The organism is Streptomyces sp. SA15 (assembly GCF_002291145.1).
GTDB lineage: Bacteria > Actinomycetota > Actinomycetes > Streptomycetales > Streptomycetaceae > Streptomyces.
On the sequence record NZ_NTGE01000073.1, the window covers coordinates 175,142 to 201,535 of the forward strand.

Consider the following 26,394-nt stretch of genomic DNA (forward strand, 5'->3'; position numbering starts at 1 on the left):
CATGCCGTTCGATCTCGGGGCTGTCGTGCCGCTCGGCACTACGGTGAAGGACTCCACCGGTACGCTGGCGAACGCCGGATCGATGGCGGTGACCATCACCCTGCCGGACGCGACCACGGTCAGCGTCAGCCCAGTGACCCCGGCGTCGACCGGCACCTACACCTACGACTACACGACGGTGCAGGCTGGCCGGCACGTCGTGCGGTGGGTCGCGACCGGTGTCAACGCTGGCGCTTACACGGACAGTTTCGACGTCCGTGAGGCGGCACCACCGGGGATCATTTCGCTCGCCGACACCAAGGCCCATCTCAACATCCCCTCATCGACGACGACGCACGATGATGAGCTGCGGGGATGGATCGAGTCGGTGACGGCAGGCATTGAGCACCTCACCGGGGCATGCGTGCGCCGCACGGTCGTTGAGGTCCACGACTACCTGCCGGTGTCTGGGGCGCGTGTCATCGCCCTGCGGAAGACTCCAGTGATCTCACTGACATCAATGCTGGCTGTGCTGGACGGGGGCACCGGCTACACGGTCGCCGACCTTGACGTCGACGGAAGCACGGGCGTCGTGCGCCGCAAGGATGGCGGGCGCCTGTACGGGCCACTGCGGGCCACGTATGTGCCTGGCCGGATAGTGATCCCTGCGAACCTAACTCACGCCGGGAAGCTGATCCTTCAGCATTTGTGGCGTACCCAGTACGGGGCCAGTCGCGCTCTTCCGGGCATCGGTGGCGGCGAGGACTACGCGGTCACCGAGCCGGTCCCCGGCTTCGGGTACGCGATTCCGAACCGGGCGCTGCAGTTGCTGGAGCCGCACCGCCTGCCTCCGGGGGTGGCGTAGATGGCGACCTCTCGGGTGCCAGCTGCCGTCGATGCTCTGCTGTCGATCCTGCGGGCGGCTTCCGCCCTGTCCGCAGTAGACGTTGTGGATGGTCCGCCGACGACAGATCTGTCCAACCTGAAGCGGATCCATGTCGGCTGGCAGCCGGGCGCCGAGGCGGCGGTCGGCCTGCGGCAGGAGTTCGCCTATGCCGGGGCGCGGCGCCGTGACGAGGAGTTCGACATCGTCTGCTATGCGGAAGCCCGCTCGGGCGACACGGACATGGCCGCGCGCCGCACGGAGGTGTTCGCCCTGGTGGCCGCCGTCGAGGACGCGCTCAGGGCTACCGATGCCGCGCCGACCGCGCCGACGCTGAATGGCGCGGTGCTGTGGGCGGAGCTGACGACTGGCAGCCTGCAGCAGGTTCAGGCTGACGGCAGCCTTGCCGGGCTGGCGTTCACTGTGGCCTGCCGAGCTCGTATCTGACCAACCACATCACGAGGAGTTACCCATGGCGCGTGTGCGCTTTCTGGGCTCGGAACCGGTGACCGTGCCCGAGCTCGGCCCCGAGCGGGTCGTCGAGCCGGACGAGGTCGTCGAGGTGCCGGATGAGCGGTTCGACGGCTACGTCTGCCAGACCAGCAACTGGGAGCCGGTCGAAGAGCCGAAGGACGAGAAGGCGGCGTCGGCGCCGCTCAAGAAGACCGCGGCCAAGTCGGCGCAGAAGACGGAGGGCTGATCCATGGCGATCGGATCTGGCCTCGGCGCCCAGCTGGGCATCGCGGCCGAGTCGACTTACGGCACGTTCGTGGCGCCGAGCAAGTTCATGGAGTTCACCAAGGAGTCACTGCAGCTGAAGAAGACGACGGCACAGTCGGCAGGCATCGCGGCCGGGCGCCTGCTGGCGCTGTCGTCGCGGCGGGTGCTCACCCGTAAGGAAGTCCAGGGCTCCATCGACCTCGAGGTCACCAACAAGGGCATGGGTCTGCTGCTGCAGGCCCTCATGGGCACGTCGGTGACGCCGGTGCAGCAGGGCGCGACGACGGCCCACCTGCAGACGCACACGCTGGCCGACACGGCGGGCAAGTCGTTGACGATCCAGAAGGGCGTGCCGCTCACCACCGGGACGGTCACGGACAAGACGTTCGTCGGCTGCAAGATCACGTCGGGTGAGTTCTCGTGCGGCGTGGGCGAGATGCTCACCAGCACGATCGAGATCGACGGCAAGGACTGCGACGAGAGCCAGGCCCTGGCGGTCGCGTCGTACTCCAACATGAGCCCGTTCCACTTCGGGCAGATGGCGCTGAAGACCGGCACCTTCGGCGCGGAGGCTGCTCTCGACGGCATCCGCAAGGTGACCTGCAAGATTGAGAGGCCGCAGGACGTCGAGCGGTTCTACGCGAACCAGTCGTCGCTGAAAAAGGAACCCATCAGCAACGACCTCGTCAAGATCACGGGCAGCCTTGAGTCGGACTACGTCGCGACGACGCTGGACGACCTGCACACCTCCGATGGCGCGACCAGCCTGGTGTGGGAGTTCGTCGGCCCGCTCATCGCCGCGACCTTCTTCGAGACGTTCCGGATCACCCTTCCCGCGGTCAAGCTCGACGAGGGCCCGCCGGTCGTCGACGGCTTCGGCGTCGTCAAGCCCACCTTCAACTACACCGGCCTGTACGACGGCACGAACATGCCGCGCATCGAGTACATCTCGACCGACGTCTCCCTGTGAGCCTGGCATGACCCGCGATGTGCGGATCCTCAACACCGGCAGCCTGCTCGAACTCCAGCGGAGACTGCGGGCTGCCGGCGGGGAGAACATCCGCTCCAGCATGCAGCGCCGCATCCGCCGCGCCGCCGAACCGCTGCGCGACGATCTGCAGTCCACGATGCGCGGCCTGAACATCCGCAGCCAGGGGCGTGGTACCGGCAAGCGCGGCGGGCCGTCTCCGACCACGCGCCCGCTGCGGGCGACGATCGCCGACGCGATCCGGATCAGCGTCCGCACCGGCGGCAACCCGGGCGCCACCGTCTGGGTCGACAAGGGCCGCCTGCCGCCCGACCTGAAGAACATGCCCAAGGTCATCAACGAGGGCCGCATCCGCCACCCCGTCTTCGGCAACCGCCGCCGCTGGACCAACCAGTACGCCTCACCCCCGTGGTGGGACACGACCGTCCGCCGCCACACACCCCGCATGGAACGTGAGGTGGCCCGTGTCCTCGACGACGTCCGGCGCCGCCTCGAATAGGAGCATCCGTGATCATCATTTACGCGCCGGAGGGCGAGACCGAGCAGCACTTCGATGCGGGCAAGCTGCGCGCCTCCGAGATCCAGATCGTCGAACGGACCTTGCCCGGCCGCTGGTCCGAGATCAAGGATGCGGTCAGCGAGGGCGAGATCAACGCCCTGCGTACCGTCGCCTGGGTCATCAGGAAGCGGACCGAACCCGGCTTGCGCTACGGCGACTTCGACCCGTGGGAGGGCGAGCTGCGGGCGCGCCTCGACGCCCGTGAGGTCAAGGGGTACGCCGAGGCCCTCCTCGAGAAGTACCGCGCCAACCCTGACGATCTCGCCGACGCGTGGGACGAACTGCGTGACAGCGCCTTCAACCGCGAGGACGCAGACGCCGCCATCGCCGACGTGACGGCCCCAAAAGACCCGGCCCCCGCCCCGGAGCAGGAGAGCCCAGCTTCACCGAGCGAGTAGAGACCTACCTGCCCTTGTTCGGGCTCTACCTGCACTACAGCCCGGACGACGTCGACGCCCTCACCGAGGAACGCTTCGACAACCTCACCGCCTGGATCGACAACCACGAGGCTCGGCTCCGGGCCGCCCAGTCAGGGGGTGAGTGATGGCCGACCGGATGCGGTTCGTCCTCGACGGCGACGACCGGCTGACCCGCGTTCTGAACTCGGCCGGCGACTCGGCGGCCCGCCTGCACCGTCGCCTGGCCGACGCCAGCGAGGGCGGCGCCCGGGCAATGCGCCAGTTCACCGGCGACACCAACACCCGGCTTCGGGATCTGCAGAGCCGGTTCACGTCGGCGGGAGACTCCGCGGACGGTATGGGCACCCGCATGGTGGCGGCGGCCCGGCGGCTTCTCGGCGTCGCCGACGCCAGCGTCCAGGCGCAGCGCGGTGTCGCCACGTTCACCACTGACGCGAACGGCCGGCTGCACGATCTGCGCGGCCGGTTCGTCTCGGCGTCGAATGCCGCTCAGGCCATGGCGGGGGGAATGCCCGTGGTGGCGCGCCGCCTCGGCGATGTGGCTTCGGCGGGCGGGAATGCTGCCGGAGCCCTGGGCAGTTCCGGCGGCGGGCTCAGTGGCGTCATGCTGGGCGTGGCTGCTGCGGCCGGTGTGTCGCTGCTGCCTGCGCTCGGCGCGCTGGTGCCGATGATGGCCGGCGGTGCCCTTGCCGCTGTCACCCTCAAGTTGGGCTTCGCCGGTGTGGGCGATGCGATGGAGGCGGCGGGCAAGGGCAAGGAGGAGTACGCCGAGGCTCTCAAGAAGCTGTCTCCCGAGGCGCGTTCCTTCACCGAGGAACTCGTCGGGATGAAGAAGGAGTTCGCCGGCGTCGGCAAGGACGTCCAGAAGGCGATGCTCCCCGGCTTTACCCGGGCGTTGAAGGACGCCGCCCCGGCGGTGAAGATCCTCGGCAAGAATGCGACCGAGATGGGCGCGATGTTCGGTGAGGCAGCCGAAGGCGTCGGCCGCCTGCTCAAAGACAGCGGCTTTCAGGATGACCTGCAGACGAACCTGAAACTCGGCACCCAGTTCATGCGGGACATGACCTCCGCCATGGGCCCGTTCACCCGAAGCCTCCTCGACTTCGGCGCCGCCTCCGGGCCGACCCTGAAGTCTTTCAGCGACGGCATCGGCGGCCTGCTCAGCAAGGGGCTGCCCGACATGTTCGACGGGCTGAAGACCGGAATCCCTGGTACGGCCCAGATGCTCGACGGGCTGTTCGACTCGGTCAACAGCCTGCTCGGCGGGATCGGCCGGCTGGGCGGCGAGGCGGGCCGCACCCTCGGCCCGCTCTTCGGCGAGACCTTCAAGGTGGGCGGCGACCTGGCGGCGGGTGCCATGGATGGCCTGCGCGGTGTCCTCGTAGTGCTGCGCCCGGTGATCAAGGATGTTGGCTTCGGGCTGAAGACAATCCGCGACGTCGGAGCGATCGTCGGGCCGACGCTGAAGGACGCCGGCCTGGGGATCGCCTCGGCGTTCCTGCCGATCGGCGAGTCCGTAGACAGGGCGGTCGGCCCGCTGCAGAGGTTGAACCTCTGGGTCGCCGACAACAAGGTCGCCGTCCTGGAAGCGGCCCGGGTGTTCGGCGTCGCGATGATCGACATGACCAGCGCCGCGATTACTGCCGCCCCTACGATCATCGGCGGGTTCCGGCTGGCGGCGACCGGCGTGCTGACTGCGCTCGACGCCATCGTGTCCGGCGGGGCCAAGGCGTTCGGCTGGGTCCCCGGCATCGGCGACAAACTGAAGGCTGCGAACCGGGACTTCGACCGGTTCAAGGAAGGCTTCCTCAACGGCTTGTCTACGGCCGAGAAGAAGGCCAGCGACTTCGCGGCTTCGTCCGCGCCGAAGCTGGCTGCGGGCAAGCTGAAGCTGAACATCAACAACTGGCAGTCCCAGATCGAGGCTGCCAAGGCGAAGATGAAGAGCCTGCCGCCGGAGAAGCAGGCCGCGCTCAAGGCCACCATCAGGGACCTCCAGGCCAAGGTCGACGCGGCGAAGCGGAAGCTCGGCGAGCTGAAGGACAAGACCGTCACGGGGTCGCTGCGGGACCGGGCGAGCGCGCAGGCGCGGGCGATTCAGCGGGCGATCGACGCGATCCGCGGCAAGAGCGTGGACATCTACACCGTCCGCCACACCATCAACGTCGGGGCCACTGCGGGGAGGAACAACCGCAACTACGGTGCCACGGGCGGCCTCTACACCGGGTCGGCCTCCGGCTTCAAGTACCGCGGCTACGCGCGCGGCGGCCTCGTCGACGGACCCGGTACCGAGACGTCCGACGACGTGTATGCGCCGTGGCTGTCGAAGAACGAGTTCGTCGTCAACGCCCGCCGAACCCGAGAGCACCTGCCGCTGCTCAAGGCGATCAACTCCGGCGGCCTCGCGAGCGGCTCCACGGGGTCCGGCGGGACGGCGGGCGCCGGCATGGACGCCGGGCGGGGGCTGGCCGCAGGGCTGAAGGGCTCCACCTCCCTGGTGCAGGGCGCCGCCCGCATCATGGCGGCCTCGGTCACGGCCGGTATCAGCGAGGAGTTGCAGATCTCGTCTCCGTCGAAGAAGACGAAGGCGTTGATGGCCGACGTCGGCAAGGGCATGATCGTCGGCCTGACCGGATCGCAGGCCAAGATCAAGGCCACGGCCAAGGATCTCGCTGCCGACATCTGGAAGGCGTTCGACGGCAGCAAGGACAACCGCCTGGTCGCGATGGTCAACCGGGAGACGAAGAAGCTCCTCGCCCTGGCGGCGAAGCGGGACAAGGTTGCGGCGACGATCGCCACGGCGAAGAAGTACGCCGGTGAACTCACCTCGTCGGCGCGCGAGAGCGCCGGTCTCGGCAACTTGGGGATGGAGCCCGAGCAGGTCACTGCGGGTGGCATCAAGGCCGGGCTTGCGTCGAAGTTGTCGCAGATCCGGACGTTCACCCGGTACATCGACATCCTCGCCAAGAAGGGCCTCAACAAGGGACTGCTACGGCAGATCCTCAACATGGGCCCCGAGGCGGGATACGCCTACGCCTCGGCGCTCGTCGGCGCCGACAAGGCCACGTTCAACCAGATCAACTCCCTGCAGACACAGCTCGACAAGAGCACCACGAACCTCGGCAGAGTCGGCGCCGACCGCATGTACGACAGCGGCAAGAACGCCAGCAAGGGATTCCTCACAGGCCTCCTCTCCCAGGAGAAGGAGCTGGAAAAGGCCATGGAGAAGATCGCCAAGGCCATGCAGAAGAGCCTGCGCAACGCCCTGGGGATCAAGAGCCCGGCGACCAAGATGATGCCCGACGGCGAGAACACCACGAAGGGCGTGGCGGTCGGCGTCATCAAGGGGATGCCGTTCATCGACCAGGCGATGGACACCGTCGCGGGCCGGATCGCCGGGCGAACTGTCGCTGCCCCGGTCGCCAGCCGGGCGGCGGTTGTCGCTGGGCGTCGTGGCGGCGGCGATATCCACATCCACGTCGACGGCGCGGTCGTCGACGCGCTCGGCTTCGCGCGCGCTGCCCGCGAGGCCCTGCTCGAGCTGAAGCGGACCAACGGCGGCGGCGACCTCGGTCTCGCCTGAACCTGAAAGGGGGAGCCGTGACCACGCGCCCGATCGTCGAGGTCGCCTTCGGGCACACCCTGACCTCGCTGTCTCCCGTGCTGACGGACATCACCCAGTACGTCGACCTGGCGCGCGGGATCGAGATCACGCGCGGTGCGGAGAACGAGCTGAGCGAGATTCAGCCCGGGACAGCCACCTTGACGCTCGACAACTCGGACGGGCGGTTCACCCCGGACCGCCCGGGCGCCAACTACCCGAACGTCAAGCAGGCCGTCCCGATCCGGATCAGCGTCGCGACGTTCACACCCCAGTCCGGCAGCAGCCCGTACCCGATCGACCAGCTGTCCGACGACTTCGACGACAACCAGGTGAACACCGCGCTGTGGCCGACCGTTTACGGTGGCGCCAGCGAGACCGGCGGCCGGTGCCGGGTGCGGCTTGACCCCGGGGTCTTCTCCGGATTCCGCACCGTCCGTCAGTGGACCCTCACTGGGTCGAAGGTCACGGCCCGGCTCATCGCAGTCCCGGCGGCGGGTGGCTCGTCGACAGCCACGGCGAGCATGTGGGTGCACTCCACTACCGCCGGGACCAGGGTCGGCTGGTCGTACAACCCGGTCACCAACGTCCTCAGCTGTCAGAACCAGGTGTCGTTCAGTGACGGCAGCGCGGTGTCCCTCACCTACAGCGCCTACGACCACATGTGGCTACGCGTCCGCGAAGCCAGCGGCACGGTCTACTGGGAGTCCTCCCGCGATGGCGCCACCTGGACCGTGCGCCGCAGCCTCGCCACCCCCGCCTGGGTCACCAGCGAGACCTTGGACTTCGAGTTCACCGGCACCCGCACCGGCGGCACCGGCGACTATGTCGAGTGGGACTGGCTCGGCGCGACCGTCCACCCCCGGTTCTTCGGCCTGGTCAATCAGTGGCCGGTGGAGTGGAAGGGCCTGATGTCCACGGCCACCATCACCTGTAGCGATCTGTTCACGTGGGCCAGCCTCAACAAGCAGCTGAAGCCGATGCTTGTGCAGGAGGTCCTCGCCGACACGCCCACCGTGTACTACCCGCTGGACGAGCCGGACGGCAGCACGAGCGCCGGCGACCTGTCCGGCACCCAGAGTGTGGCGTCCCTCGCCGTGGTGCAGTCGGGGTCTGGAGGCACTCTCGCCTTCGGGGCGGGCACCGGTCCTGCTGGCGCGGGCGGGGCACCGGCGCCGGTGTTCACGCCGGCCTCGTCGACGGCAGGCAAGTATCTGTCGGCTGATCTGGGGCCCGCCTTCGTCGACGCCAACGTCTCGTTCCGGGTCCGGGCTGAGGCCTGGTTCTCCACCAGCACGAACGGCAGGGTGCTGATGGCGCTGGCGTCGGCAGACGCCTCCGTCAAGCTGATCATTCTGCTGGAGTCGGGCACCGGAAAGGTCGCGCTCGAGAAGGACCAGCTGGGCAACGGTGTGACGACGACCGTTTTCAACACCCCCAACCTCGCCGACGGCGCGCTGCATTACCTGCTGTACAACGAGTTCGCCAACGAACTCGTTGTGGACGGCACCACCTACACGGCGACGTCGTTCCAGGGCACAGATCTTCAGTTCCTGACCGTGGGCGGCTACGCCAACGCCCGGCTGTGGAACGGGACGATCGCGCACGTCGCCCTGTACGTGCGGTCGGTGACGTCTGCGGAGCTCAGCCCGCACTACACCACCGGCAGTACCGAGCACATCGGCGAGGCCGCCAACACCAGACTCTCCCGCCTCGCCACCTACGCCGGCATCACCGTGAACTTCCAGGGCAGCCGCTTCGACGCCATGGCGTCGCAGTCCGCGCTCGGCCGCAGCGCCCTGGAACACATGAAGGAGATCGAGGCCACCGAGTCGGGCAAGCTCCTGACGACCCGGAACTCGGGTCCGTTGCTGTTCCAGAGCCGCGACGTCCGCTACAACCCAGTAGCGGCGATCACGCTCGCCTACTCGGATCTCGAAACCGGCGACGTGAAGTACGCCTACGACAACCAGAAGCTGATCAACACCGTCACGGCGAGCCGGCCGGGCGGCGCCACCCAGCGCGTGATCAACCAGGCGTCGATCAACAGCTATGGCGAGAAAGAGAAGCCGCTCGAGCTGCTGAAGAACACGGACAACGCGGCCACGGATGCGGCGAACTGGCTCGTCAGCCGGTATGCGGAGCCGGTGGCCGAAGTCCGCCAGGTCCCCGTCGAAGCGTCCAGCCTGCCGGTCGCCACCTACCGCGCCCTCCTGGACGCCGACGTGTCCACCGTGCTCGGCCTGACCGACCTGCCCGCCGAGGCACCGGCCGCCACAACGACGGTGTTCGTCGAGGGCTATTCCGAACGGATCAGCCTCGGCCGGCACTTGCTCGACTTCCACACCTCCCGTGCCACGACCGACAACGTGTGGGTGCTCGACGACCCCACGCACTCCGTGCTCGACTCCACCACCCGCCTCGCCTACTAGGAGCCCCGGATGCCCATCGCCGTCGTGCGCGCCGAGACGTTCTACACGCCCCCGCCCTCCATGCCTCCCGACGCGTGGGCCGACGTGCCCGCCGCCGAGCTGGTGTGGCGCTGGTACGAGACCCGCATGGGACGCCGCGTCACCCCGCCGGCCGAGACGGTCGACGAGTCGTACTACGCGCGCATCAACCAGAACCGGTGGATCGCCGACTGCTCATCCTGCGGCTCGGCGGCCGTCGTCTCCCCGACCGACCCCCGCTACGCCTGCACTGAATGCCAGTGGGGATGGTGCGCGCTGATCTTCCCCGAGGACGTCGCCGCGGTGGAGGCGGCACTGCTGCCGCTGAAGCCAGCGCTGCGGAACTGGTGGAACGACGACGACCCGAACAACCCGAACCGGCCGCAGGACCCGGTACCGGATCCCGGACCGATGGGGGAGATGTGACGTTCGCCCCGAGGACCTTCGTCGTCGGCGAGGTCGTGTCCGCCGCGGTCATGAATCAGGAGATCCGCGACCAGTTCAACTCGATGTTCGCCGCATGGACCTCGTACACCCCTGTGTGGACGGCGTCCACGACGAACCCCGTCCTGGACAACGGGACCTTGATCGGCCGGTACATGAAGATCGGCCGGACCGTCTACTTCCACATCAACCTGACCACCGGTTCGCTCACGACCTACGGCAGCGGCGTGTACTCCTTCAGCCTGCCCGTCGCGTCGGCGAACGCTGGAGCCACCATGATCGGCAACGCGCATCTGCTGGCAGGCTCCCGCTGGAACGGTCAGCTCGTCATCTCCGCCAACGCGACCACGACCAGCCCGTTCTTCCCTACGAACTCGACGACGACGTCGACGCAGCAGCAGACCGCCACGATCCCGGCAACGCTGGCCGCCGGGCACCAGCTGCGCATGACCGGCATGTACGAAGCCGCAGCCTGACCCGCCCACCCAATTCGCCCCGCGCCGACGGCTGGGGCTTCTCTCATCTCTGGAGATGTCTTGGCTACTCCACTGTCCGCGGCCGTGTTCCTGGCCCGACTGCGCGCCGAGGGCGTGAAGGTCCAGGAACACGGCGACTGGCCGCACCACAACCGCAACAGCAAGGGCGCCTGGGGCCCGGTGCACGGCGTGATGATCCACCACACCGTCACCAAGGGATCCGCCCGCACGGTCGACATCTGCCGCAAGGGATACGCGGACCTGCCGGGCCCGCTGTGCCACGGCGTCATCACCAAGGACGGCACCGTCCACCTCATCGGCTACGGCCGCGCCAACCACGCCGGCCTCGGCGACGACGACGTCCTGCGCGCCGTCATCGGCGACAAGGTGGTGCCCGGCGACAACGAGGCGAACACCGACGGCAACCGGCACTTCTACGGCTTCGAGTGCGAAAACCTCGGCGACGGCGAAGACCCGTGGCCGGCAGCCCAGATGGAGGCGATCGAGAAGGCGGCGGCGGCGATCTGCCGTCACCACGGGTGGACGGAGCGGTCGGTCATCGGCCATCTGGAGTGGCAGCCGGGGAAGGTAGACCCGCGCGGCTTCACCATGGCGTCGATGCGCGCCCGGATCCAGGAGCGCCTCGACACGAAGACCTCCGACACGCCCGCGAAGCCCGCCGCGCCGAAGCCGCTCCCCAAGCCGCAGAAGCCGACCGTGGACCTGTCCAAGCTGGTCGCCGCCGCCCGCTCCAACCCCAAGGCGTCGGGCACACCGGTCACCTACTCCGGTGTCCGCATCGTCGAGACGGCACTGGTGAACGCCGGGCTGCTCGCGAAGGTGTACAGCGACGGCCACTTCGGCAGCGCCACCGTCGACGCCTACGCGCGCTGGCAGCGCCGCCTCGGCTACTCGGGGAGCGCGGCGGACGGCATCCCCGGCAAGACCAGCCTCACCAAGCTCGGCGCCAAGTACGGCTTCCAGGTGATCGCGTGACTGCCATCGACTACGACCTGGAGTTCCTGGAAGACGGCCGCACCATCGAGCTGATCTCCATCGGCATGGTGTGCGACGACGGACGCGAGTACTACGCGGTGAACCGGGACATGCCGGTGCGCCGGATCCGCAAGCATAAGTGGCTGATGGAGAACGTGGTCCCGCATCTCCCCAAGGGCCACGGAGACCAGCGGATCCACATGCCGAAGCGCTGGCTCTTTCACTACGCCGACCACCGGGTGAAGCACCGGAAGACCATCGCCAACGAGGTCGCCGAGTTCATTCGCGCAGCCGGGCCAGACGTCGAATTGTGGGCGAACTACGGAGCCTACGACCACGTCGCCCTCGCCCAACTGTGGGGCCCGATGATCGCGCTCCCTGACGGCGTACCGATGTTCACCCACGACATCCAGCAGGAGCGGGCACGTCTCGGTCTCGCCTGGAACGACCTCCCGCAACAGGAATCCGGCGAACACAACGCACTCGCCGACGCCCGCCACAACCAGACCGTCCGGCGCTGGCTCGCCGAACGTGCGCAGTCCGCCTAGAAGAAACGAGAACCCCCATGCTCCTCGGAAGAGAACCCGCCTTGCTCCTCGGCTTCATCGCCGCCGGCGTCAAGCTCCTCGGCTACGAGCTCAACGTGTCCGACGGTGTCCAGACCGCCATCAACGCGATCGCCGCTGGCGTCGTGGCCGTCATCATCGCGTTCGTCGCGAAGAACGGCGCCTGGGCGGCCGCGATCCTCCAGACCGCACAGGCGGTCATGTCGCTGTTCATCGGCCTCGGCCTCGACTGGTCCGCCGACCGCCAAGCCCTGTGGATGGGATCCATCGCCGCGCTCCTGGCCGTCGTCGAGCGGTTCATCGTCACCCCGCCGGTGCCGTCGACGCGGCTGGAGGAGTTCAGCCCTGTCAAGGCGGCTTAGCTCTGCCCCATGAGCGCGTCGGGGAGGTGGTGGCGTGGACGCGGCCATGGTCACGGCGATCGCAGCGCTGATCGGCGGGCCCATGGCCGCGGCAGGCGTCATGTACGGAAGCCGCGGCGCAACCAGGGCGGCCCGGGAGGGCAACGCGGTGACGGGTTTCAACAGCCTGACGGATCAGCTTCAGGAGGAGCGGGCGGAGCTTCGAAAGGAGCTCGCCACCGTGCGGCAGGAACTGGCGACGGAGCGGCTGGAGTCGGCCCGGCTGCGGCTGATGGTGGAGCGGCTCGGAGGTTCGCCATGACGCGGGCCGAGTTCGTGCTGTATCGCAACCGACGTCTGCTTCTACTGGTGGCGATTCTGCTGACGCTGGGTGGCGGGGTGGCGCTATCGCTGATCCTCATCGGCCGTGAAGCGGACGCGCGCCAGGACCTCGCGCGTGAAGCGGACTTGCGAGGCACCGCAGTGTCGACGCTCGCGGGCGATGTGCGAGCCCTGCGGGCGCAGATCAAGGCGGAGGGCGAAACGCCAGTGGCGCCGGATCCGTCACGGGCGGTGGAGGATCTCCCGGACCGGGCCGAGGTGCCGGTCCCGATCCCGGGGCCCCGCGGACCCGAGGGGGATCCCGGCGCGCCAGGGTCTCCCGGCCCGTCCGGATCGCGAGGCAGCGACGGCGCCGACGGCCAGGACGGCGGCCCGGGCACGCCCGGCCCATCCGGGGAGCCCGGATCCGACGGAGCCCCCGGTGCCGACGGAGCAGCCGGCGAGCCCGGTCCACCAGGCCCCCAGGGCGAACCCGGACCGGCCGGACCCCCAGGGCCGGCGGGCGAGCCCGGCGAGCAAGGGCCCGCGGGTCCGCCGCCGTCGGGCTGGACGTTCGAGTATCGGGGTGCCACCTACGAGTGCACCCCGGACGGGGACGGCTCCGGCCACTACACCTGCCGCAACACCAGTGGCGGCGAGGACGGAGACCTGCCGGGGCCTCTCGCCGCAGGCCTCGACCCCACCCGCCGCCAGTACCCGTAGGAGGCCCGCATGACTGACGACGACACCGCCGACCCGCCGTTCTGGCTGTCGCCCCGCCCGTTCCTCGAACCGGACTGGCCGCCCGACGACGAACCCGCGTGACAGACGCCCCCGTTCCTCTGCCTCGGCAGGGGAACGGGGGCGTTCTGGTGTGTCAGAAGGGGGCGTCGCCGTTGCCCTCGACACGGATCCGGAACAGGCCCGCGGGGGAGTCCAGCCAGTCGGAGATGTCCGTCCGGTTAAATGCTCCCTCTGCCCCACCGATGCGGACGATGCCCTGCTGCAGGTTCATCAGCTCGATCGGCTTGCTCTGGTCGGGGACGCTCAGGGTGCCGCCCCAGATGGTCCGCCCGTTGAGGATCGTCTTCGTAAGGTCAGCGGCGACATCGAACTCGCGGCCATCTTCCAGGAGGAGGACCGCGGTCCCTCGGTGTGTGCTCATGCTCGGAGGCTAGCCAGTGCGTCAAGCGAGGGCTGCCTAACTCCCCCTTGAAGCGCGCCCGGTTGGGCCGAAGCACTCTCGATAACATGCCATACCCAAGGTCGCGACGTGCGCTGTTACATCTATGCCCATAGATGTGTATAGTGATGGCCATGGCGACCCCTCGGAACCCTGTCCTCCAACTCGTGTTGGTCCGCCGCGTCTCCACCGCCGGCCAGGCCGTGGACGGTTACGGCCTCCCTGCACAGGAAGCCGACTGTCGGAGGTGGGCCAAGGCCCAGACAGCCCCGCGCATCCGGATCGTCCACATGGTCACGGACGGGGATGGCAAGGGCGGGAAGAGCGGCACGACGCTGCTCGACGAACGCCCGGGCCTGATGGAGGCCGTGGAGTGGATCGCCGAGGGCCAGGCCGACGGCATTCTGGCCCCGAACCTCGACCGGCTCGCCCGCGAGCTCACCGTGCAAGAGGCCGTGCTCTCCTACGTGTGGGCCCTGGGCGGCCGGGTGTTCACTGCGGACCACGGCGAGCACCTGGAGGACGACGCTTCCGACCCGATGCGCACGGCCATGCGGCAGATGCGCGGCGTGTTCCACCAACTCGACCGCGGGCTCATCATCAAGCGGCTTACTGAGGGCCGCTCGGCCAAGGGTGAGCGCGGCGGCTACGCCTACGGCGCGCCCCGGTTCGGCCAGCGCGTCGAAGAGGGCGAGCTCACCGATGACGAGCGCGAGAACGCCATCGCCGAACAGATGGAACGCTGGCGCGACGAGGAAGGGCTCAGCATCCGCGCCATCTGCGCCCGGGCGAACGAGAAGGGCCTCCGCAGCAAGCGGGGAGGGAAGTGGCATCCGACCACCGTGCAGCGGCTGCTCTCCCCGGAGGCTCGAGAGAGGGCTCGCCGGCAGTCCGCTAGGGCCCGCGCCGAGCGCAAGGAACAGCAGCGCCGTGAGCGCGCGGCTCGCCTGCTCGCCCAGCGCTGACACCCCCGTGCCACACTGGCAGCAGGCCCGCCTCGCCACCCCCGTCGAGGCGGGCCCTTGCGTGTCAGCGGCTGGTGCGTCTCCAGCAGGCCACGGCTCCGGCGCCGAGGAGTGCGCTGATAACGAGGTCGCCGACGATGGAAGCCCCATCGGCGCCCTTGGTGGCGCTCATGAGGCCGCCGATAGTGAGCGCGGTGAGCAGGATGGCGAGCAGCAGCCAGATGAGTTTCACGGTCCCCCAGGGTGTGTGCAGTGAGGGCGACAACCTAGCGCGCTGGTGGTGGGCCGTGAGGCAGTTCCATTCCCGGATGTTGCATGTCGACAGTCGGACGCCCGCCCCTTGGTCCAGAGGCGGGCGCGCTCGCGTTCTCAGGCAGTCGGGCGTTCCTGTTCCTTCTTCTCGACCCAGAGGTCGCGGACGCTCGTGGTGAGGGTGCCCTCTTGCTGCTCGTAGTGGGAGAGAGCGAGGCCGAGGCCGAAGAACGTGGGCGCCCATTCGCCGACGAAGATGCCCCACCGGTCGGCGCGGGCGAGGTCTGCCTGGGGGCCGGGTTCGGCTTTGAGGCTGGTGACCCAGGTGAAGACGGAGAGGCCGATGGAAGCTATGCCTGCCATGTAGGCGTGTTCGCTGCGGATGCCCATTTCATGCATTCTCTTGATGATCATTGCGGCTCCGGTGAGGGGTGAGGGGTTGTTTGTCGCCGTGTTCCTCATCCCGCCCCACCTATTCGCACCATTCGCCCCGATATGAGCGGTGTGGCGTCGCGTCGTAGGCTGATGCTGCTCGGGGCTATCGCGGAGGTCAGCCATGCCCCGAACCATCTGGTCAGGCGCCATCAGCTTCGGTCTCGTGACCGTTCCCATCCGCGTGGCGAGCGCCACGGAGAACCGCAGCATCCAGTTCCACCAGTACCACCTCGCGGACATGGGCCGCGTGCGGGTGCGGAAGGTGTGCGAACTGGAGGACCGCGAAGTGTCGCAGGGGGAGATCGGCAAGGGCTACGAGTGGTCGAAGGACCAGGTCGTCCCCATCAGTGACGCCGAGTTGCGGGAGCTTCCGCTGCCGACAGCGAAGGCGATCGAGATCCAGGCGTTCGTGCCGCTCGACTCAATCGACCCGATCCAGATCGCCGAGGGCTACTACCTGGTGCCGGACGGGCAGGTGGCGGCGAAGCCGTACAAGCTGCTCACGCAGGCGCTGGGCAGGTCGTCGAAGGTCGCCGTGGCGAAGTACGCGTGGAGCGGGCGCGAGCGGCTCGGCCTGCTGCGGGTGCGTGACGACGTCATCGTCCTGCATGCGATGCGCTGGCCCGACGAAATCCGCGACCCCGCCGAGCTCCTGCCGCCCCCGGTCGAGCTGTCCGACGACGAGATCGAGGGGGCGCTCGCCCTCATGGACAGCATGAGCCGTGACGACCTCGACGACCCGGAGTTCCGCGACACCTACACCGAGGCCCTCGCGAAGGTCATCGAAGCGAAACGCGAAGACCGCGAACTGCCCGAGGTGCCCGAGCCGGCCAAACAGCCGGGCCAGCTGGTCGACCTGATGTCCGCCCTGCAGGAGTCGGTAAAAGAAGCCAAGGCGTCCCGCGGCGAGGACACCGAAGTGCAGGTGCCGAAGAAGACGGCCGCCAAGAAGACCGCGGCGAAGAAGGCGGTCCGGAAGTTTCGCAGCTCCTAGCCGTCGATCCCCAGCGCCTTGCCTGGCGCGCAGAATTCGCAGGCAGCGATGTGCTCTGGGTCCTTCGTGAGGCCGATGCGGGCGGCGTCTGCCTCGACGGGGCTGGTTTTGCGGTCTGCCATGGTGCAGCCGGCGAGGTGGATGAGGGCTGGCGCCGGGTGCTTGGGGTGTTGTTTGGGTTCGATGACGTAGCTGGCGGGCGGGGTGGCTGCGGTTTCGAGGTCGCGGATTTTCCGTCGGGTGTCGTGTAGCTGCCAGTCGAGCCATTCCTCGAGGGCGCGGAGTTTGGCGAGGCGCTCGGCGCGAGGCAGGTCGGACATGCGTTCGATTGTAGGCGGGACGCGGCCGCCTGCCATCCTGGGGGCGTGACCGACTCGGAGCGCTTCCACCTCACCCTGACCGCCGCCGGCCGTCCGGTGGCGCACGGCTGGTGGGGGAGTGAAGCCGTGGCGCGCGACAAGTTCACCACCTGGGTCGGCGACTGGGGCAAGCCGGGCGCCCGCATCACCCTCGTCGACGAGGAGACCGGCGAGACGTTGACGACCTGGCCGGACGAGAGCTGATCTCTGCCATGCTGGGGATCATGGCCCACCGCACGTACCCGGATCGTGTCCGCGCGCTGCGGCAGATCATGCGCAGGCACCGCAACGAGCTGCCGCCCGAGCTGCTGCCGGCCGCGCGCACGCCGGACTCGGCGTTCGTCGTCGAGAAGGTCCTGTCCACGCGGCGCCCCGGCGTTGTCGGTGGCGACTCGTAGCATGGTCAGATCCGATGCAGGCAGCATGAGTCGCCAAGTCGGGTTTGCTGTTGCTGGCGCCTCGCCCGAGCGTGGAACCCCGGGCGAGGCCGCAACCTGGGAGGCGCCGTGAGGTACTTCGTGGGCGGCGCTGTGGCGGGTCTTGCGCTTGGCGGGGCGCTGATGTTCGCCTTCGGTTACTGGGCGGGACAGTTGTTCCTCTAGCCCTCCGCGTGCCTGACGGCCTTCTTCACGGCCATCTCGACGTCCACGCGCGGCTTCCCCTCGGCTTCTGCGTGCTTGGTGACGGCCGTCTGAAAGATGCCAGCCGCCTCCCGCCACGCCTCCCACTGCTCGTCGTAGTCGACGTCGGGGTGGGCGAGGCGGGCGCGTGCGTCCTCGGCTGCCTGTTCCAGCTTCACGAGATCTTCGAAGGTGTGTGCCACGGCGGGATCTTACGTGGCGGCCGTATCCTCACCTGTAGGGGCGTCCCGTGCGTGACTGGCCAGTGCGCGCCCTCAAGAGCAGGGGACTGGGGTCCCGGCGGCGGCCAGGCTTGAACGATCAGAGCTGTACTGCGCCCACCCCTTGTAGCCGTCCGACGGCGGGACCCGGACGGCACTACGCCGCTGTGGTGACGTCCCCGCGTTCCACCCGGTCCAGCTCCGCCAGTAGCCGGTGATACTCCTCCCGCTGCTCATCCGTCAGCCGCGCATCCCGATGCGGGAACAGGGCGCGGATGGCATCGTTTAGCTCCGCAGCAGACCGCGCGGAACCACGGTGAGACGGAGTCGGAGGCATGCCCCGATCCTAGTCGCGGGGTCGGACAGCGGGCTACGAGCTGGGCGGCTGGGGCAGTTCCGTGACGAACGTGCCGATGCCCGGCTGCATGTAGGCGAGCCCCGCCTTGCGTAGTTCCGTCAACACGCGTTTCGCGGTCACCTGGCTGATCCCGAACTCGCCGCAGATGCCCATGGCGGAGGGGAGCCTTCCCCCAGGTGCGTAGGTGCCGTCGAGGATGCGCTCCGACATCACGGCGTAGACCTGCTTCCAGCGCGGTACCTCCGGCTCCCACTTCATGATCGAGAAGCTAGGTGGACCTACCCCGCCAGGCGAGACGAGCCGACCTATACGGCCTATACCGCCTATCCCACAGGGGTATCGTGAAATTGCACGCAGGACCCCCGCGACCGAGGGCACGGCCCGGGGGCATGGACGACACTGACCGGAGCGCCGCCATGGACGAGCCTACGGACCCTGGCCCCGACCGCCAGACCGCACTGCCGGAACCCGCCTGCCCGTGCGGCAGCGCAGAGCATCAGCCCCTCCGCATCGGCGAGAAGCTCTCACCCAGCGGCGGAGGCATAGGCGGCGTCTACGTATGCCCCGCCGAAACCACCCTCGGCCTCCGAGGCGTCCTGTGAACGGCTGGCGAGACGCCGACAGCGAAGACGAGCGCATCGCGCCCGCCTGCCGCCTCGGCGAATGCGGCCACTGCTCCGGCAACATCGACCTCAAGTCAGGACCCGGGCCGGCCGTGCCGCTCCTGCGGTGCGCGCACGTCTGCCACGGCGGGAGGGTGCTGGTACGGCATGCCTAAGCCTTGGGCAGACCTTGCGCGGGTGGCTACATATTCACGAGGGGTGCACAGCATCCACGCAGATATATGCAGCAGGCGTGCTATCCGCGCGGGTACTCGTGCTGTTGACTCGGATCACGTAGCCCCGACCAGGCTTCGCCCGAAGGACGCTCAACCGCGAAGGAGGTCGGTGACGTGCACACCCAGCACGCGGGCAATCTTCAGCAACGTCGACACACGCGCGTCTGCGGCGCCGGCCTCGATCTCCTGGTAGGTGGAGCGGGCGACGCGGGCCGCCAGGAATACGGTCTCTTGGGTCATGTCCTGACGCAGCCGTGTGACGCGGATGCGGTCGCCGATGGCGCGGCGCTCGGCGATGAGCCAGTCGTCGTCATCGGGCAGGTGCGGCACTCGACAAACGCTCTGACGAAGATCATCATAAGTCAGCCCGGTTTACCGGGCCTTTTGTGATCTTGTGACGCCGACGAAACGTTACTGCGCACCCCACTGCCATCCCCCACCCGGCACGCCCTGCGGACTGGCATATGCCGCAGGGCGCCGGGTAATGTCCCCAATCGAACATGTGTTCACACCTTCGAGTGAACCATCGCCTACACCTGGACCCTCGGGGCAATAGGCGGGGTGAACACCACAAGCGTGCCGGTGGGCCACGCAAGGGCGCCCCCTGTTGTGGTCGCCGGCGCGAGCCCACCCCCAGCCTCCGGGCTGGGGGTGGGTGCCCGTCTCGTGGGAGACGGACTGGGAGATGATCATGCAGGTGGAACCCGACAGAACGCCCACGCAACCCGGCGGAACGCGAGACCTGCACCCCTCTGACCAGGCACAACGCCAACGCGCCGCAGGCCACAGAAACACCTCGGGCGACGCGGGGGATCGTCCGAGGCGGGCGAGCATCCGGCAGTGGTAGTCCGGGGCTACTTTTCCTTCGGCTCGGCGTCTTCTTCGCGCGGCGCCTTCTTCGGCCCGGCTTTTTCTTCGGCCCGGCTCTTTCTTAGGCCGGACGCTTTCTTCCGTGCCGAGATCAGCGCACCAGGTCCAGCACCGGCCGCAGCCCGTCCGGCCGCTGTGTCACCGGCAGGTGGTCCACGAAGTGCACCGCGCATCCCAGGGCCGCCGCGCCGCCGTCCGCCCGCCGGTCGTCGCCGACCATGACCACGTCCCGCGGATCGGCGCCGAGGGCGGCGCAGGCGGTCTCGAACAGCCGAGGGTCGGGCTTCTGGATGCCGTGTTCGTACGACAGGACGTAGGTGTCGATGTACGGGTCGAGGCCGTGCTCGCGGAAGACCGGCCGCAGATCCCAGCCGATGTTGCTGACCACACCGATCCCGATACCGCGCTCGCGCAGTGTGCGCAGCACCTCGGGGGCGTCGGGATACGGGGCCCATGCGGCCGGCGTCATGTGCCGGTCGTACAGGGCGTCGTACAACTCCGGCTCGGGAAGCGGTACTTGGCGGGAGGCGCCGGTGTACGCGGCCCGGTGCAGCTCGGCGCTCTTGTCGCGGATGTCCCAGAGGGCGGCGAGCTCGTCGGGGATCCGCTGGTCGGCAACGGCCCCGCCCGGCAGGGCGCCCACTCGCTCCAGGCCCTGCGCGGCCCGCAGCAACTCGGGCTCGGGGAGGGAGAGTCCGGCCTCGGCCAGGACGGCCCGCAGCCATGACTCGGCGGACTCGATGCGGAAGAGGGTTCCCGAGAAGTCGAACAGCACGGCAGCCATGGGGTGATCTTACGGGGCCACGTTCCTCGCCACCGGAAGATCTGCGCCGCGGATGCCCGCCCGGTCCGGGGCGCGGGCGACCGCGTGCCAGGAGTCGAGGTCCGGGCAGCAGCCGGTCGGCTGGTTGGTGGCCTCACGGACCGACCCAGCACCCGGCGACGTACTGGAATCCCGTCTCGCCCGCGGCCAGGACGTCACCCCCGCCCGCACACGCCACATACTCGCGCCCGGCCGCACGGCCGATCTCAGGTCGGGCGGGCCCGCATAGCGGTAGCTCCGCGTGCTCACGCCCGCCACCGCTCGTGGACCGTCACCGCCAGCGCCACCACCATCGCGCCCAGCAGCCAGCCGCCCACCACGTCCGAGGTCCAGTGGACGCCCAGCCACACGCGGGTCAGGCCGACGCCGACGACCGAGATCACGGCCACGGTCACGGCCGTACGCCACAGGACGCGGTCGACGCCGTGGCGGTGCAGCAGCCATAGGAGGAGGCCGCAGACGACCGTGGCCGTCATGGCGTGGCCCGACGGGAAGGCGGCGTAGTGGGCGGAGTCGACGGGGTCGGGCCAGACCGGCCGCGGCCGGTCGACCGCGGCCTTGAGGGACTGTTGCACCAGTGTGCCCAGCGCACAGGTGATCGCCAGCCACCCGGCCGTCCACCAGGCCGAGCGCCGCCACACCAGCCACACCACGACGACCGCGCACAGGATCCGCATCGTCCACGGATCCCAAACCCAGTCGGTCAGGATGCGGAAGGCCTGGGTGACGCCCCCCTCGTCCACCGCCCAGCGGTGGGTGGTGCCGGAGATGTCGCCGTCCACGGTGAACAGGGGGCGCCACTCAGCGGTGACCAGCGCGAGCAGCAACACCGAACACAGAGCGAGGACGCCCGCGGCACGGGCGGCGGTGCGGTGGACCGGCGGACGGGGCGGGGAGTCGACGGACTGGGTGTGCATGGTGCGATCCTCGCCGACCGGTGGGGCAGGAGGCCAGTCCGGGGCGATCTTGGGGCGACCGGTACGCCGCCCGAGGAATCCGCCCCGCCCGTCACCCCAGCGCCCGCAGCCCCGTTCCGAACGCCACCAGGACCGGCACCACCGGCACCAGCGCGGCCGCCGCCGTGAGCCGCAGCAGGCGGGCCGCCGCTAGCCGCTCCGGGGGCGCGAGCAGCCGGTGCACCCGCTGCGGAACCTGGGCCTGCGGGGTCGGACAGGGCCGACCACGCCCCGGTCCTCGTTGAGTTCGACCAGGGCGAGCGCGGTCGTCAGCCGGCCGAAGCGGCGGGAGGCCATGTCGTCGGCGGTGAGCTCGACGAGCCGGTGCATCTCGTCGCGGAACGCGGCGAACACCGGCACCTGGGGGAAACCGCCGGCCAGCGCGGCCGAACAGAGCAGCAGCCAGTCGTGCCGGGCCTAGCAACGGTTGCGTACGGCGGCAATGGTTTCGTACGGCAGCAAGGGTGTCGTACGGCGCACCACGCCCCGGCGTCAGAGCGTCAGCAGCATGGCCACCATCGCGATCCCCATCGACAGCCGGCATGCCCGCGCCAGCTCCGGCCGGTCGCCCCAACCCTCGGCCCCGCCACCGGCGGCCACGGGCACCAGCCGTACGCCCGACAGCAGCACGTATCCCGCGAAGTAGAGGAGCAACGCCCCCGTCAGCAGCGGGACTCCGGCACCACCGTGCCCGGTGTGGCCGCCGGGGGAGGCGGCCATGACCACCGCCATGTAGACCATCGCCGAGACACCCACGAGGTGGTGCAGGTGGTGGGCGCTCGTCCGGGCCGCCCACAGGGCGTGGAGTGCGGCCACGCCGAAGACCACCGCGTAGAGCGGCCAGGCCCACGAGGGCGGGGTGAACACCGCCGCCGGCACGGCCATCGCGGCCATCCCGAAGCCCATGAGCGCTTCGCCGCCCGCCGCACGGCGCTGTTCCTCCACGGTGCTGCGCATCCGTAGCAGGCAGTAGACCCCGGTCGCCGTACACAACACCACCAGCAGCCAGCCGGGCGAAGCCGGTCCGTGCACGCCCACCTCCCCGCTCGACGGTCGGTCAAGGGATGCGATGCCCGGGCCGTGCGGCGCGCACGCGAGCGCAAGGGTGTACACGGGGAGCACTCGACGGAGCACAGCAAGTCACCGATGGCCGATCCGCGCCTGAACTGCTCCGTGGCCGGGTAGCGGAAGTTTCGGAGGTCGGCGGGCCGTTGACGTGGCCGACGCCTCCTTCTTACGTTCGACCAGGCCGGTTCGGATCATCGACTGGCGTACGACATGCCGGACGAAGGATGGATGCCGTGGCAGCCGAGACCCCCGCCGCCCCCGATTCCGAGAAGCTGGTCGTCGATCTCGGCACCGAGACCGGCCCCTTCCACGGCGGCGCGAGCGGAACGCTCTACGGCCTGTACGGCGACGGCGTCCCCAGCCGCGCCCTGGTCGAGGGCATGTACGTCCGCACGGTCACGACCAAGGCACAGGACGGCATCCAGCACCCCGGCGCCGACGCCCTGGAGATCCTGCCGTCCTTCGTCGCGGCGGGCGGCAAGGACGTGTACGTCTACCTGACCGACTTCTACCGCGGCTTCCCCTACGAATGGCCCGGCGCCACCGGCGAGGAACGCCTCGCAGGCTTCCTGGAGATCATCCGCCGTCAGGTCGAACAGGTGCTGACCCTGGGCGCGTACAAGTCCCACGTCGTGTACGTCCCCTTCAACGAGCCCGAGGGCAACATGTTCGGCGAGGGGGAGTGGAGCTACGACGGAGTCTCCTGGCGCACCGACCCGCGGCACTACTTCGCGGCCTGGAAGGACGCCTACCGCCTGATCAAGGGACTCGACCCCGGCGCGCGCATCGCCGGACCCAACACGAGCATCCTGTATCCGGAGGTCAGGGGCTTCCTGGAGTTCGCCGAGGCGCACGACGTCCTGCCCGACGTGATCACCTGGCATGAGCTGTCCTCACCGGCCGAGGTGCGCACGAACGTCGCCAAGTACCGCGATATGGAGCGGGAGTTGGGCATCGGCCCGCTGCCGATCAACCTCAACGAGTACGCGCACAACTACCACGTGTCCGTCCCCGGCCAGATGGTGCAGTGGATCTCCGCGATCGAGGAGTCCAAGGTCGACGCCGACATCGCGTACTGGAACATCGCCGGCAACCTCAACGATTCGGCGGTCGAGGCGGGCAAGGGCAACGGACAGTGGTGGCTGTTCAACGCGTACGGGCAGTTGACCGGGAACACGGTCAGGGTCGTCGCGCCGCACCCCAACGTGCAGTACACGCTGCAGGGGCTGGCCACCCTGGACCGGGACAAGCGGCAGGTCCGGGTCCTGTTCGGCGGCGCGGACGGGGCGGCGGACGTCGTCTTCGAGAGCGTCGACCCGGACGTCTTCGGAACGGCCGTGCACATACGGCTGCTGGAGATCCCGTGGACGGGACAAGTGGGCGCCTGCGCACAGCCGTTGCGCCTGCACGACGGTGAACTGCCGGTCGTGGACGGCCGGGTGACGCTTCCGGTGAGCGGCCTGACCGCGATGTCCGCCTACCAGGTCATCGTGTCGCCCGGCGGCAACGGGGCCGCGTTGCCGCCGCCCTCGCTGGGCGGGCGGTGGACCTACGAGGCCGAGGACGCCACCTACACGGGCGGCGGCTACTCGAAGAACGGGCCCGAGGGATCCCCGTCCGCCGTGGACCGGTTCGCCACCTCCGGCGGCTACCACGTGGGCGGTCTGCGCACCGGTTCCGACGGCGTCCTCGCCTTCGACGTCGAGGTCCCGCAGGACGGGACGTACGACATCAGCGTGTTCGCCAACTCCTACAACCTGGCGGAGCTCGTGCGCGAGCAGGGCCCCACCAACGTCTTCCTGCGCGTCGACGGACAAGGTCCGCGCGAGCTGCGGCTGCCGCTCGGCTACAAGTGGGCGGTGTGGGGCCACACGGACACGCGGGTCGAACTCACCGCCGGCCGGCACCGGATCACCCTCGCCGCACAGGACCCGGACCTCGGCGTCACCAAGGGCGAGGCGGTGGTCGACAGGCTGGACCTCGCCCTGCGCACCGACGACGACACCGCGCTGTACGAGGCCGAATACGCGTCCCTCGGTGGCGGCGCGGCCGTCAGCCACGCGTACCTCGGAGCGTCGGGGCCCGGCGCCGCCGTACTGCCGAGAGGCGGCACGGTCACCTTCTGGGTGCACGCGGCCGACGACGGCGAGGCCGGCGTGACCGTCGACGTGCTCGGACCCGGGGAAGGTCTGCTGACGGTCAACGGCGAGGAGGCCGGGCGCGTGGAGCGGGGGGCCGTCCCGCTGTTCCTGAACGGAGGGATCAACAAGCTCACGGTCACCGGCACTTCGGAGTGCCTGGTGGTGGACCGGCTGCGCGTCGGCCCGTCCCGCGGGCTGCTGCCCACCACCGCGTACCCGGCCGAGGAAGGCGCCCTGACCGGCACCGCGAAGGTGACCGGATACGCGTACGCCACCGGCGGCAAGGCGGTGGACGGTATCGGCGGCGGGACCGACAACGCGCTCACGCTGACCGTGACGGCGGAGCGCGCCGGACGACACGCGCTGACGATCCGCTACGCGAGCAGCGAGCAGGCGCCCGCCACCCACTACAACCCGGACCCGGTCTGCCGCCACGCGGACGTCTCCGTCAACGCGGCCGACCCTCACCGCGTACTCTTCCCCACCACTTTCCACTTCAACAACTTCGGGAACCTCTCGATCCCTGTCACGCTGCGACAGGGCGCCAACACGGTCACCTTCACCGCCGACCTCCTCCCCGGCTTCGACGGCGACACCCGAGACGAGTACGGCGGGCGTTCGGCTCACGCCCCGGTCATCGACCAAGCCACCGTGACGCCGCTGTTCCCGAGCACCTAGGCCGCATGAGGTCCAGATCCTCGCCCCACGCGTCCAGTGTGGGGCCGTGCCCGGCTCGTCGTGCCGCGTCCTCGACCCGGGCGAAGAGCCGCCGCTGCGCAGCCACCTCACCGGCGCCCACGATCCGGCCGACCAGCTCCAGCAGGGCGTCCGTCTCCCATCCCGGCAGGGGGAACCGCTCCAGCTCCCACTCCAGGTACTTGTTGTACGGCCGTGGACGGCGATCGAGGGCGAACAACAGCTCCAGCAGGGACGACATGCTGTCGGCGGCGTCCAGTCGGGCGGCGAGCGGATGGCCGTCCCGAGCGTTCTTGACCGACCGGTAGAGCGAGTTGGCGTAGGCGTCGAGCCGGCCTGACGCCGCCCTGAACGCCTCTTCCTCGCCCAGGCGCCCCTTGGCGGCGACGATCTCGGCGATCTGGCCGTCGAGCCGGTCGAGCAGGACGCGAGCCCGGGCGAGGGCATACCGTTCCCAGCCGCCGAGCCGGCGAAAACCCTCGACCGTGGTGACGACGAGGTCGAGCCGCGCGGAGCGGTGGCCGTCAAGACGGGCGAGGTCGCTCACCATGGCGTCGGCGTCGGCGTCGGCGTCGGCGTCGTCGGCGAGGATGACGTACAAGTCGTGGTCGGAGTGTTCCGTGGCCATGCCGTCGTGGGCGTGGGAGCCCTTCAGGGCGAGGCCGACGACGGCCGGGTCGTCGGCGGCGCGGGCGAGGAACGCGTCGTAGGACAGGGGGAGTTCGTGGCTCACGTGTGATCTCCGGGGTGCGACGGGATGAGAACACCGGCCGCCCTCGCCGCCATGTCTGCGGGAGGGTGGTCGTTCCGTCCGCGGCGGCCGCTGCGCCGCCGCCCTGAAGGTCAACGCACGCGCCGCACGCTACCCGGCT

34 protein-coding genes and 1 pseudogene are annotated in these 26,394 nt (G+C 69.3%); 23 read left to right on the forward strand and 12 right to left on the reverse strand.

What is annotated here, in order from left to right; translation table 11 throughout:
- Position 1 precedes the first annotated feature (1 nt).
- From CLM62_RS12860 to CLM62_RS12930, 16 genes are read left to right on the forward strand one after another with little or no spacing between them, the layout of a single operon-like run.
- Positions 2–844, forward strand: a complete 843-nt coding sequence (locus CLM62_RS12860; protein ID WP_095749965.1) for a hypothetical protein — start codon at positions 2–4, stop codon at positions 842–844.
- Positions 845–1,309, forward strand: a complete 465-nt coding sequence (locus tag CLM62_RS12865; RefSeq protein WP_095749966.1) for a hypothetical protein — start codon at positions 845–847, stop codon at positions 1,307–1,309.
- A gap of 25 nt (positions 1,310–1,334) precedes the next feature.
- On the forward strand, positions 1,335–1,562 hold the full coding sequence (locus CLM62_RS12870; RefSeq protein WP_095749967.1) for a hypothetical protein: 228 nt from the start codon (positions 1,335–1,337) through the stop codon (positions 1,560–1,562).
- Positions 1,563–1,565: 3 nt separating this feature from the next.
- The gene (locus CLM62_RS12875) at positions 1,566–2,552 is read left to right on the forward strand and encodes a phage tail tube protein (protein WP_095749968.1); all 987 of its coding nucleotides are present in this window, start codon (positions 1,566–1,568) and stop codon (positions 2,550–2,552) included.
- A 7-nt stretch (positions 2,553–2,559) separates the two neighbouring features.
- Entirely contained in the window at positions 2,560–3,069 is a 510-nt protein-coding gene (locus CLM62_RS12880; RefSeq protein WP_095749969.1) for a hypothetical protein, read from the forward strand.
- Positions 3,070–3,077: 8 nt separating this feature from the next.
- Positions 3,078–3,527, forward strand: a complete 450-nt coding sequence (locus tag CLM62_RS12885) for a hypothetical protein (protein WP_095749970.1) — start codon at positions 3,078–3,080, stop codon at positions 3,525–3,527.
- Positions 3,528–3,541: 14 nt separating this feature from the next.
- The gene (locus CLM62_RS51440; protein ID WP_257003820.1) at positions 3,542–3,673 is read left to right on the forward strand and encodes a hypothetical protein; all 132 of its coding nucleotides are present in this window, start codon (positions 3,542–3,544) and stop codon (positions 3,671–3,673) included.
- On the forward strand, positions 3,673–7,131 hold the full coding sequence (locus CLM62_RS12890) for a cell envelope integrity protein TolA (RefSeq protein WP_095749971.1): 3,459 nt from the start codon (positions 3,673–3,675) through the stop codon (positions 7,129–7,131). The genes CLM62_RS51440 and CLM62_RS12890 overlap by 1 nt, the downstream gene beginning before the upstream one ends.
- A gap of 17 nt (positions 7,132–7,148) precedes the next feature.
- The gene (locus CLM62_RS12895; RefSeq protein ID WP_095749972.1) at positions 7,149–9,581 is read left to right on the forward strand and encodes a hypothetical protein; all 2,433 of its coding nucleotides are present in this window, start codon (positions 7,149–7,151) and stop codon (positions 9,579–9,581) included.
- A gap of 9 nt (positions 9,582–9,590) precedes the next feature.
- The gene (locus CLM62_RS12900) at positions 9,591–10,025 is read left to right on the forward strand and encodes a hypothetical protein (protein WP_095749973.1); all 435 of its coding nucleotides are present in this window, start codon (positions 9,591–9,593) and stop codon (positions 10,023–10,025) included.
- Positions 10,022–10,519, forward strand: coding sequence for a hypothetical protein (locus CLM62_RS12905; RefSeq protein ID WP_095749974.1), 498 nt, complete (start codon positions 10,022–10,024; stop codon positions 10,517–10,519). The genes CLM62_RS12900 and CLM62_RS12905 overlap by 4 nt, the downstream gene beginning before the upstream one ends.
- 60 nt (positions 10,520–10,579) lie before the next feature.
- Positions 10,580–11,515 carry an N-acetylmuramoyl-L-alanine amidase gene (locus tag CLM62_RS12910; RefSeq protein ID WP_095749975.1) on the forward strand — a complete coding sequence of 312 codons (936 nt, stop codon included), beginning with the start codon at positions 10,580–10,582 and terminating at the stop codon, positions 11,513–11,515.
- Positions 11,512–12,063, forward strand: coding sequence for a 3'-5' exoribonuclease domain-containing protein (locus tag CLM62_RS12915; protein ID WP_095749976.1), 552 nt, complete (start codon positions 11,512–11,514; stop codon positions 12,061–12,063). Before CLM62_RS12910 ends, CLM62_RS12915 begins: the two co-directional genes overlap by 4 nt.
- A gap of 17 nt (positions 12,064–12,080) precedes the next feature.
- On the forward strand, positions 12,081–12,443 hold the full coding sequence (locus CLM62_RS12920; RefSeq protein ID WP_095749977.1) for a hypothetical protein: 363 nt from the start codon (positions 12,081–12,083) through the stop codon (positions 12,441–12,443).
- A gap of 34 nt (positions 12,444–12,477) precedes the next feature.
- Positions 12,478–12,744 carry a hypothetical protein gene (locus CLM62_RS12925; protein WP_095749978.1) on the forward strand — a complete coding sequence of 89 codons (267 nt, stop codon included), beginning with the start codon at positions 12,478–12,480 and terminating at the stop codon, positions 12,742–12,744.
- A complete protein-coding gene (locus tag CLM62_RS12930) occupies positions 12,741–13,466 on the forward strand; it encodes a hypothetical protein (RefSeq protein ID WP_095749979.1) in 726 nt (241 codons plus the stop codon). Before CLM62_RS12925 ends, CLM62_RS12930 begins: the two co-directional genes overlap by 4 nt.
- Positions 13,467–13,620: 154 nt before the next feature.
- Here the strand turns inward: CLM62_RS12930 and CLM62_RS12935 are convergent, their stop codons facing one another.
- Complete coding sequence (locus CLM62_RS12935) at positions 13,621–13,908, reverse strand: hypothetical protein (RefSeq protein ID WP_095749980.1); 288 nt, start codon at positions 13,906–13,908, stop codon at positions 13,621–13,623.
- Positions 13,909–14,060: 152 nt separating this feature from the next.
- Between CLM62_RS12935 and CLM62_RS12940 the strand changes: the two genes are divergently transcribed.
- Positions 14,061–14,891: a recombinase family protein gene (locus tag CLM62_RS12940; RefSeq protein WP_095750065.1), complete on the forward strand. Its 831-nt coding sequence runs from the start codon at positions 14,061–14,063 to the stop codon at positions 14,889–14,891.
- A 64-nt stretch (positions 14,892–14,955) separates the two neighbouring features.
- On the opposite strand, the gene CLM62_RS50010 is transcribed toward CLM62_RS12940, so the two are convergent.
- Together CLM62_RS50010 and CLM62_RS12945 are read right to left on the reverse strand one after the other, a co-directional pair.
- A complete protein-coding gene (locus CLM62_RS50010) occupies positions 14,956–15,123 on the reverse strand; it encodes a hypothetical protein (protein WP_179382073.1) in 168 nt (55 codons plus the stop codon).
- A 137-nt stretch (positions 15,124–15,260) separates the two neighbouring features.
- A complete protein-coding gene (locus CLM62_RS12945; RefSeq protein ID WP_095749981.1) occupies positions 15,261–15,557 on the reverse strand; it encodes a hypothetical protein in 297 nt (98 codons plus the stop codon).
- Positions 15,558–15,699: 142 nt separating this feature from the next.
- Between CLM62_RS12945 and CLM62_RS12950 the strand changes: the two genes are divergently transcribed.
- A complete protein-coding gene (locus tag CLM62_RS12950; protein WP_095749982.1) occupies positions 15,700–16,572 on the forward strand; it encodes a Ku protein in 873 nt (290 codons plus the stop codon).
- Here CLM62_RS12950 and CLM62_RS12955 read toward each other — a convergent pair.
- A complete protein-coding gene (locus CLM62_RS12955; RefSeq protein WP_095749983.1) occupies positions 16,569–16,892 on the reverse strand; it encodes a DUF6233 domain-containing protein in 324 nt (107 codons plus the stop codon). The two genes, CLM62_RS12950 and CLM62_RS12955, sit on opposite strands and share 4 nt — an antisense overlap.
- 45 nt (positions 16,893–16,937) lie before the next feature.
- Between CLM62_RS12955 and CLM62_RS12960 the strand changes: the two genes are divergently transcribed.
- Entirely contained in the window at positions 16,938–17,135 is a 198-nt protein-coding gene (locus tag CLM62_RS12960) for a hypothetical protein (protein WP_095749984.1), read from the forward strand.
- Positions 17,136–17,155: 20 nt separating this feature from the next.
- Positions 17,156–17,329 (forward strand): hypothetical protein, encoded by a 174-nt coding sequence (locus CLM62_RS50015; protein ID WP_179382074.1) that lies wholly within the window; start codon positions 17,156–17,158, stop codon positions 17,327–17,329.
- A gap of 200 nt (positions 17,330–17,529) precedes the next feature.
- On the opposite strand, the gene CLM62_RS12970 is transcribed toward CLM62_RS50015, so the two are convergent.
- Positions 17,530–17,754, reverse strand: coding sequence for a hypothetical protein (locus CLM62_RS12970; protein ID WP_095749986.1), 225 nt, complete (start codon positions 17,752–17,754; stop codon positions 17,530–17,532).
- 388 nt (positions 17,755–18,142) lie between these two features.
- Positions 18,143–18,388: a winged helix-turn-helix domain-containing protein gene (locus CLM62_RS12975; protein ID WP_095749987.1), complete on the reverse strand. Its 246-nt coding sequence runs from the start codon at positions 18,386–18,388 to the stop codon at positions 18,143–18,145.
- A 158-nt stretch (positions 18,389–18,546) separates the two neighbouring features.
- On the opposite strand from CLM62_RS12975, the gene CLM62_RS12980 reads away from it, so the two are divergent.
- Both CLM62_RS12980 and CLM62_RS12985 read left to right on the forward strand, forming a co-directional pair.
- The gene (locus CLM62_RS12980; RefSeq protein ID WP_143659047.1) at positions 18,547–18,732 is read left to right on the forward strand and encodes a hypothetical protein; all 186 of its coding nucleotides are present in this window, start codon (positions 18,547–18,549) and stop codon (positions 18,730–18,732) included.
- Entirely contained in the window at positions 18,729–18,908 is a 180-nt protein-coding gene (locus CLM62_RS12985) for a hypothetical protein (protein WP_095749989.1), read from the forward strand. Before CLM62_RS12980 ends, CLM62_RS12985 begins: the two co-directional genes overlap by 4 nt.
- A gap of 150 nt (positions 18,909–19,058) precedes the next feature.
- Here CLM62_RS12985 and CLM62_RS12990 read toward each other — a convergent pair whose 3' ends face one another.
- From CLM62_RS12990 to CLM62_RS13010, 5 genes and pseudogenes are all read right to left on the reverse strand, one after another.
- Positions 19,059–19,298, reverse strand: a complete 240-nt coding sequence (locus CLM62_RS12990; RefSeq protein ID WP_095749990.1) for a helix-turn-helix transcriptional regulator — start codon at positions 19,296–19,298, stop codon at positions 19,059–19,061.
- A gap of 631 nt (positions 19,299–19,929) precedes the next feature.
- A complete protein-coding gene (locus CLM62_RS12995; RefSeq protein ID WP_095749991.1) occupies positions 19,930–20,622 on the reverse strand; it encodes an HAD family hydrolase in 693 nt (230 codons plus the stop codon).
- Positions 20,623–20,906: 284 nt separating this feature from the next.
- The gene (locus tag CLM62_RS13000; protein WP_095749992.1) at positions 20,907–21,578 is read right to left on the reverse strand and encodes a phosphatase PAP2 family protein; all 672 of its coding nucleotides are present in this window, start codon (positions 21,576–21,578) and stop codon (positions 20,907–20,909) included.
- Positions 21,579–21,669: 91 nt separating this feature from the next.
- Positions 21,670–22,034: pseudogene (locus CLM62_RS13005) on the reverse strand (M56 family peptidase); the annotation flags it as partial.
- Positions 22,035–22,109: 75 nt separating this feature from the next.
- Positions 22,110–22,649 (reverse strand): DUF5134 domain-containing protein, encoded by a 540-nt coding sequence (locus CLM62_RS13010; RefSeq protein ID WP_095749993.1) that lies wholly within the window; start codon positions 22,647–22,649, stop codon positions 22,110–22,112.
- 260 nt (positions 22,650–22,909) lie between these two features.
- Here CLM62_RS13010 and CLM62_RS13015 point away from each other — a divergent pair, with 260 nt between their 5' ends.
- Positions 22,910–25,504, forward strand: a complete 2,595-nt coding sequence (locus CLM62_RS13015; RefSeq protein WP_095749994.1) for a cellulosome protein — start codon at positions 22,910–22,912, stop codon at positions 25,502–25,504.
- Here the strand turns inward: CLM62_RS13015 and CLM62_RS13020 are convergent.
- Positions 25,461–26,255, reverse strand: a complete 795-nt coding sequence (locus tag CLM62_RS13020; protein ID WP_095749995.1) for a hypothetical protein — start codon at positions 26,253–26,255, stop codon at positions 25,461–25,463. The two genes, CLM62_RS13015 and CLM62_RS13020, sit on opposite strands and share 44 nt — an antisense overlap.
- Positions 26,256–26,394 lie beyond the last annotated feature (139 nt).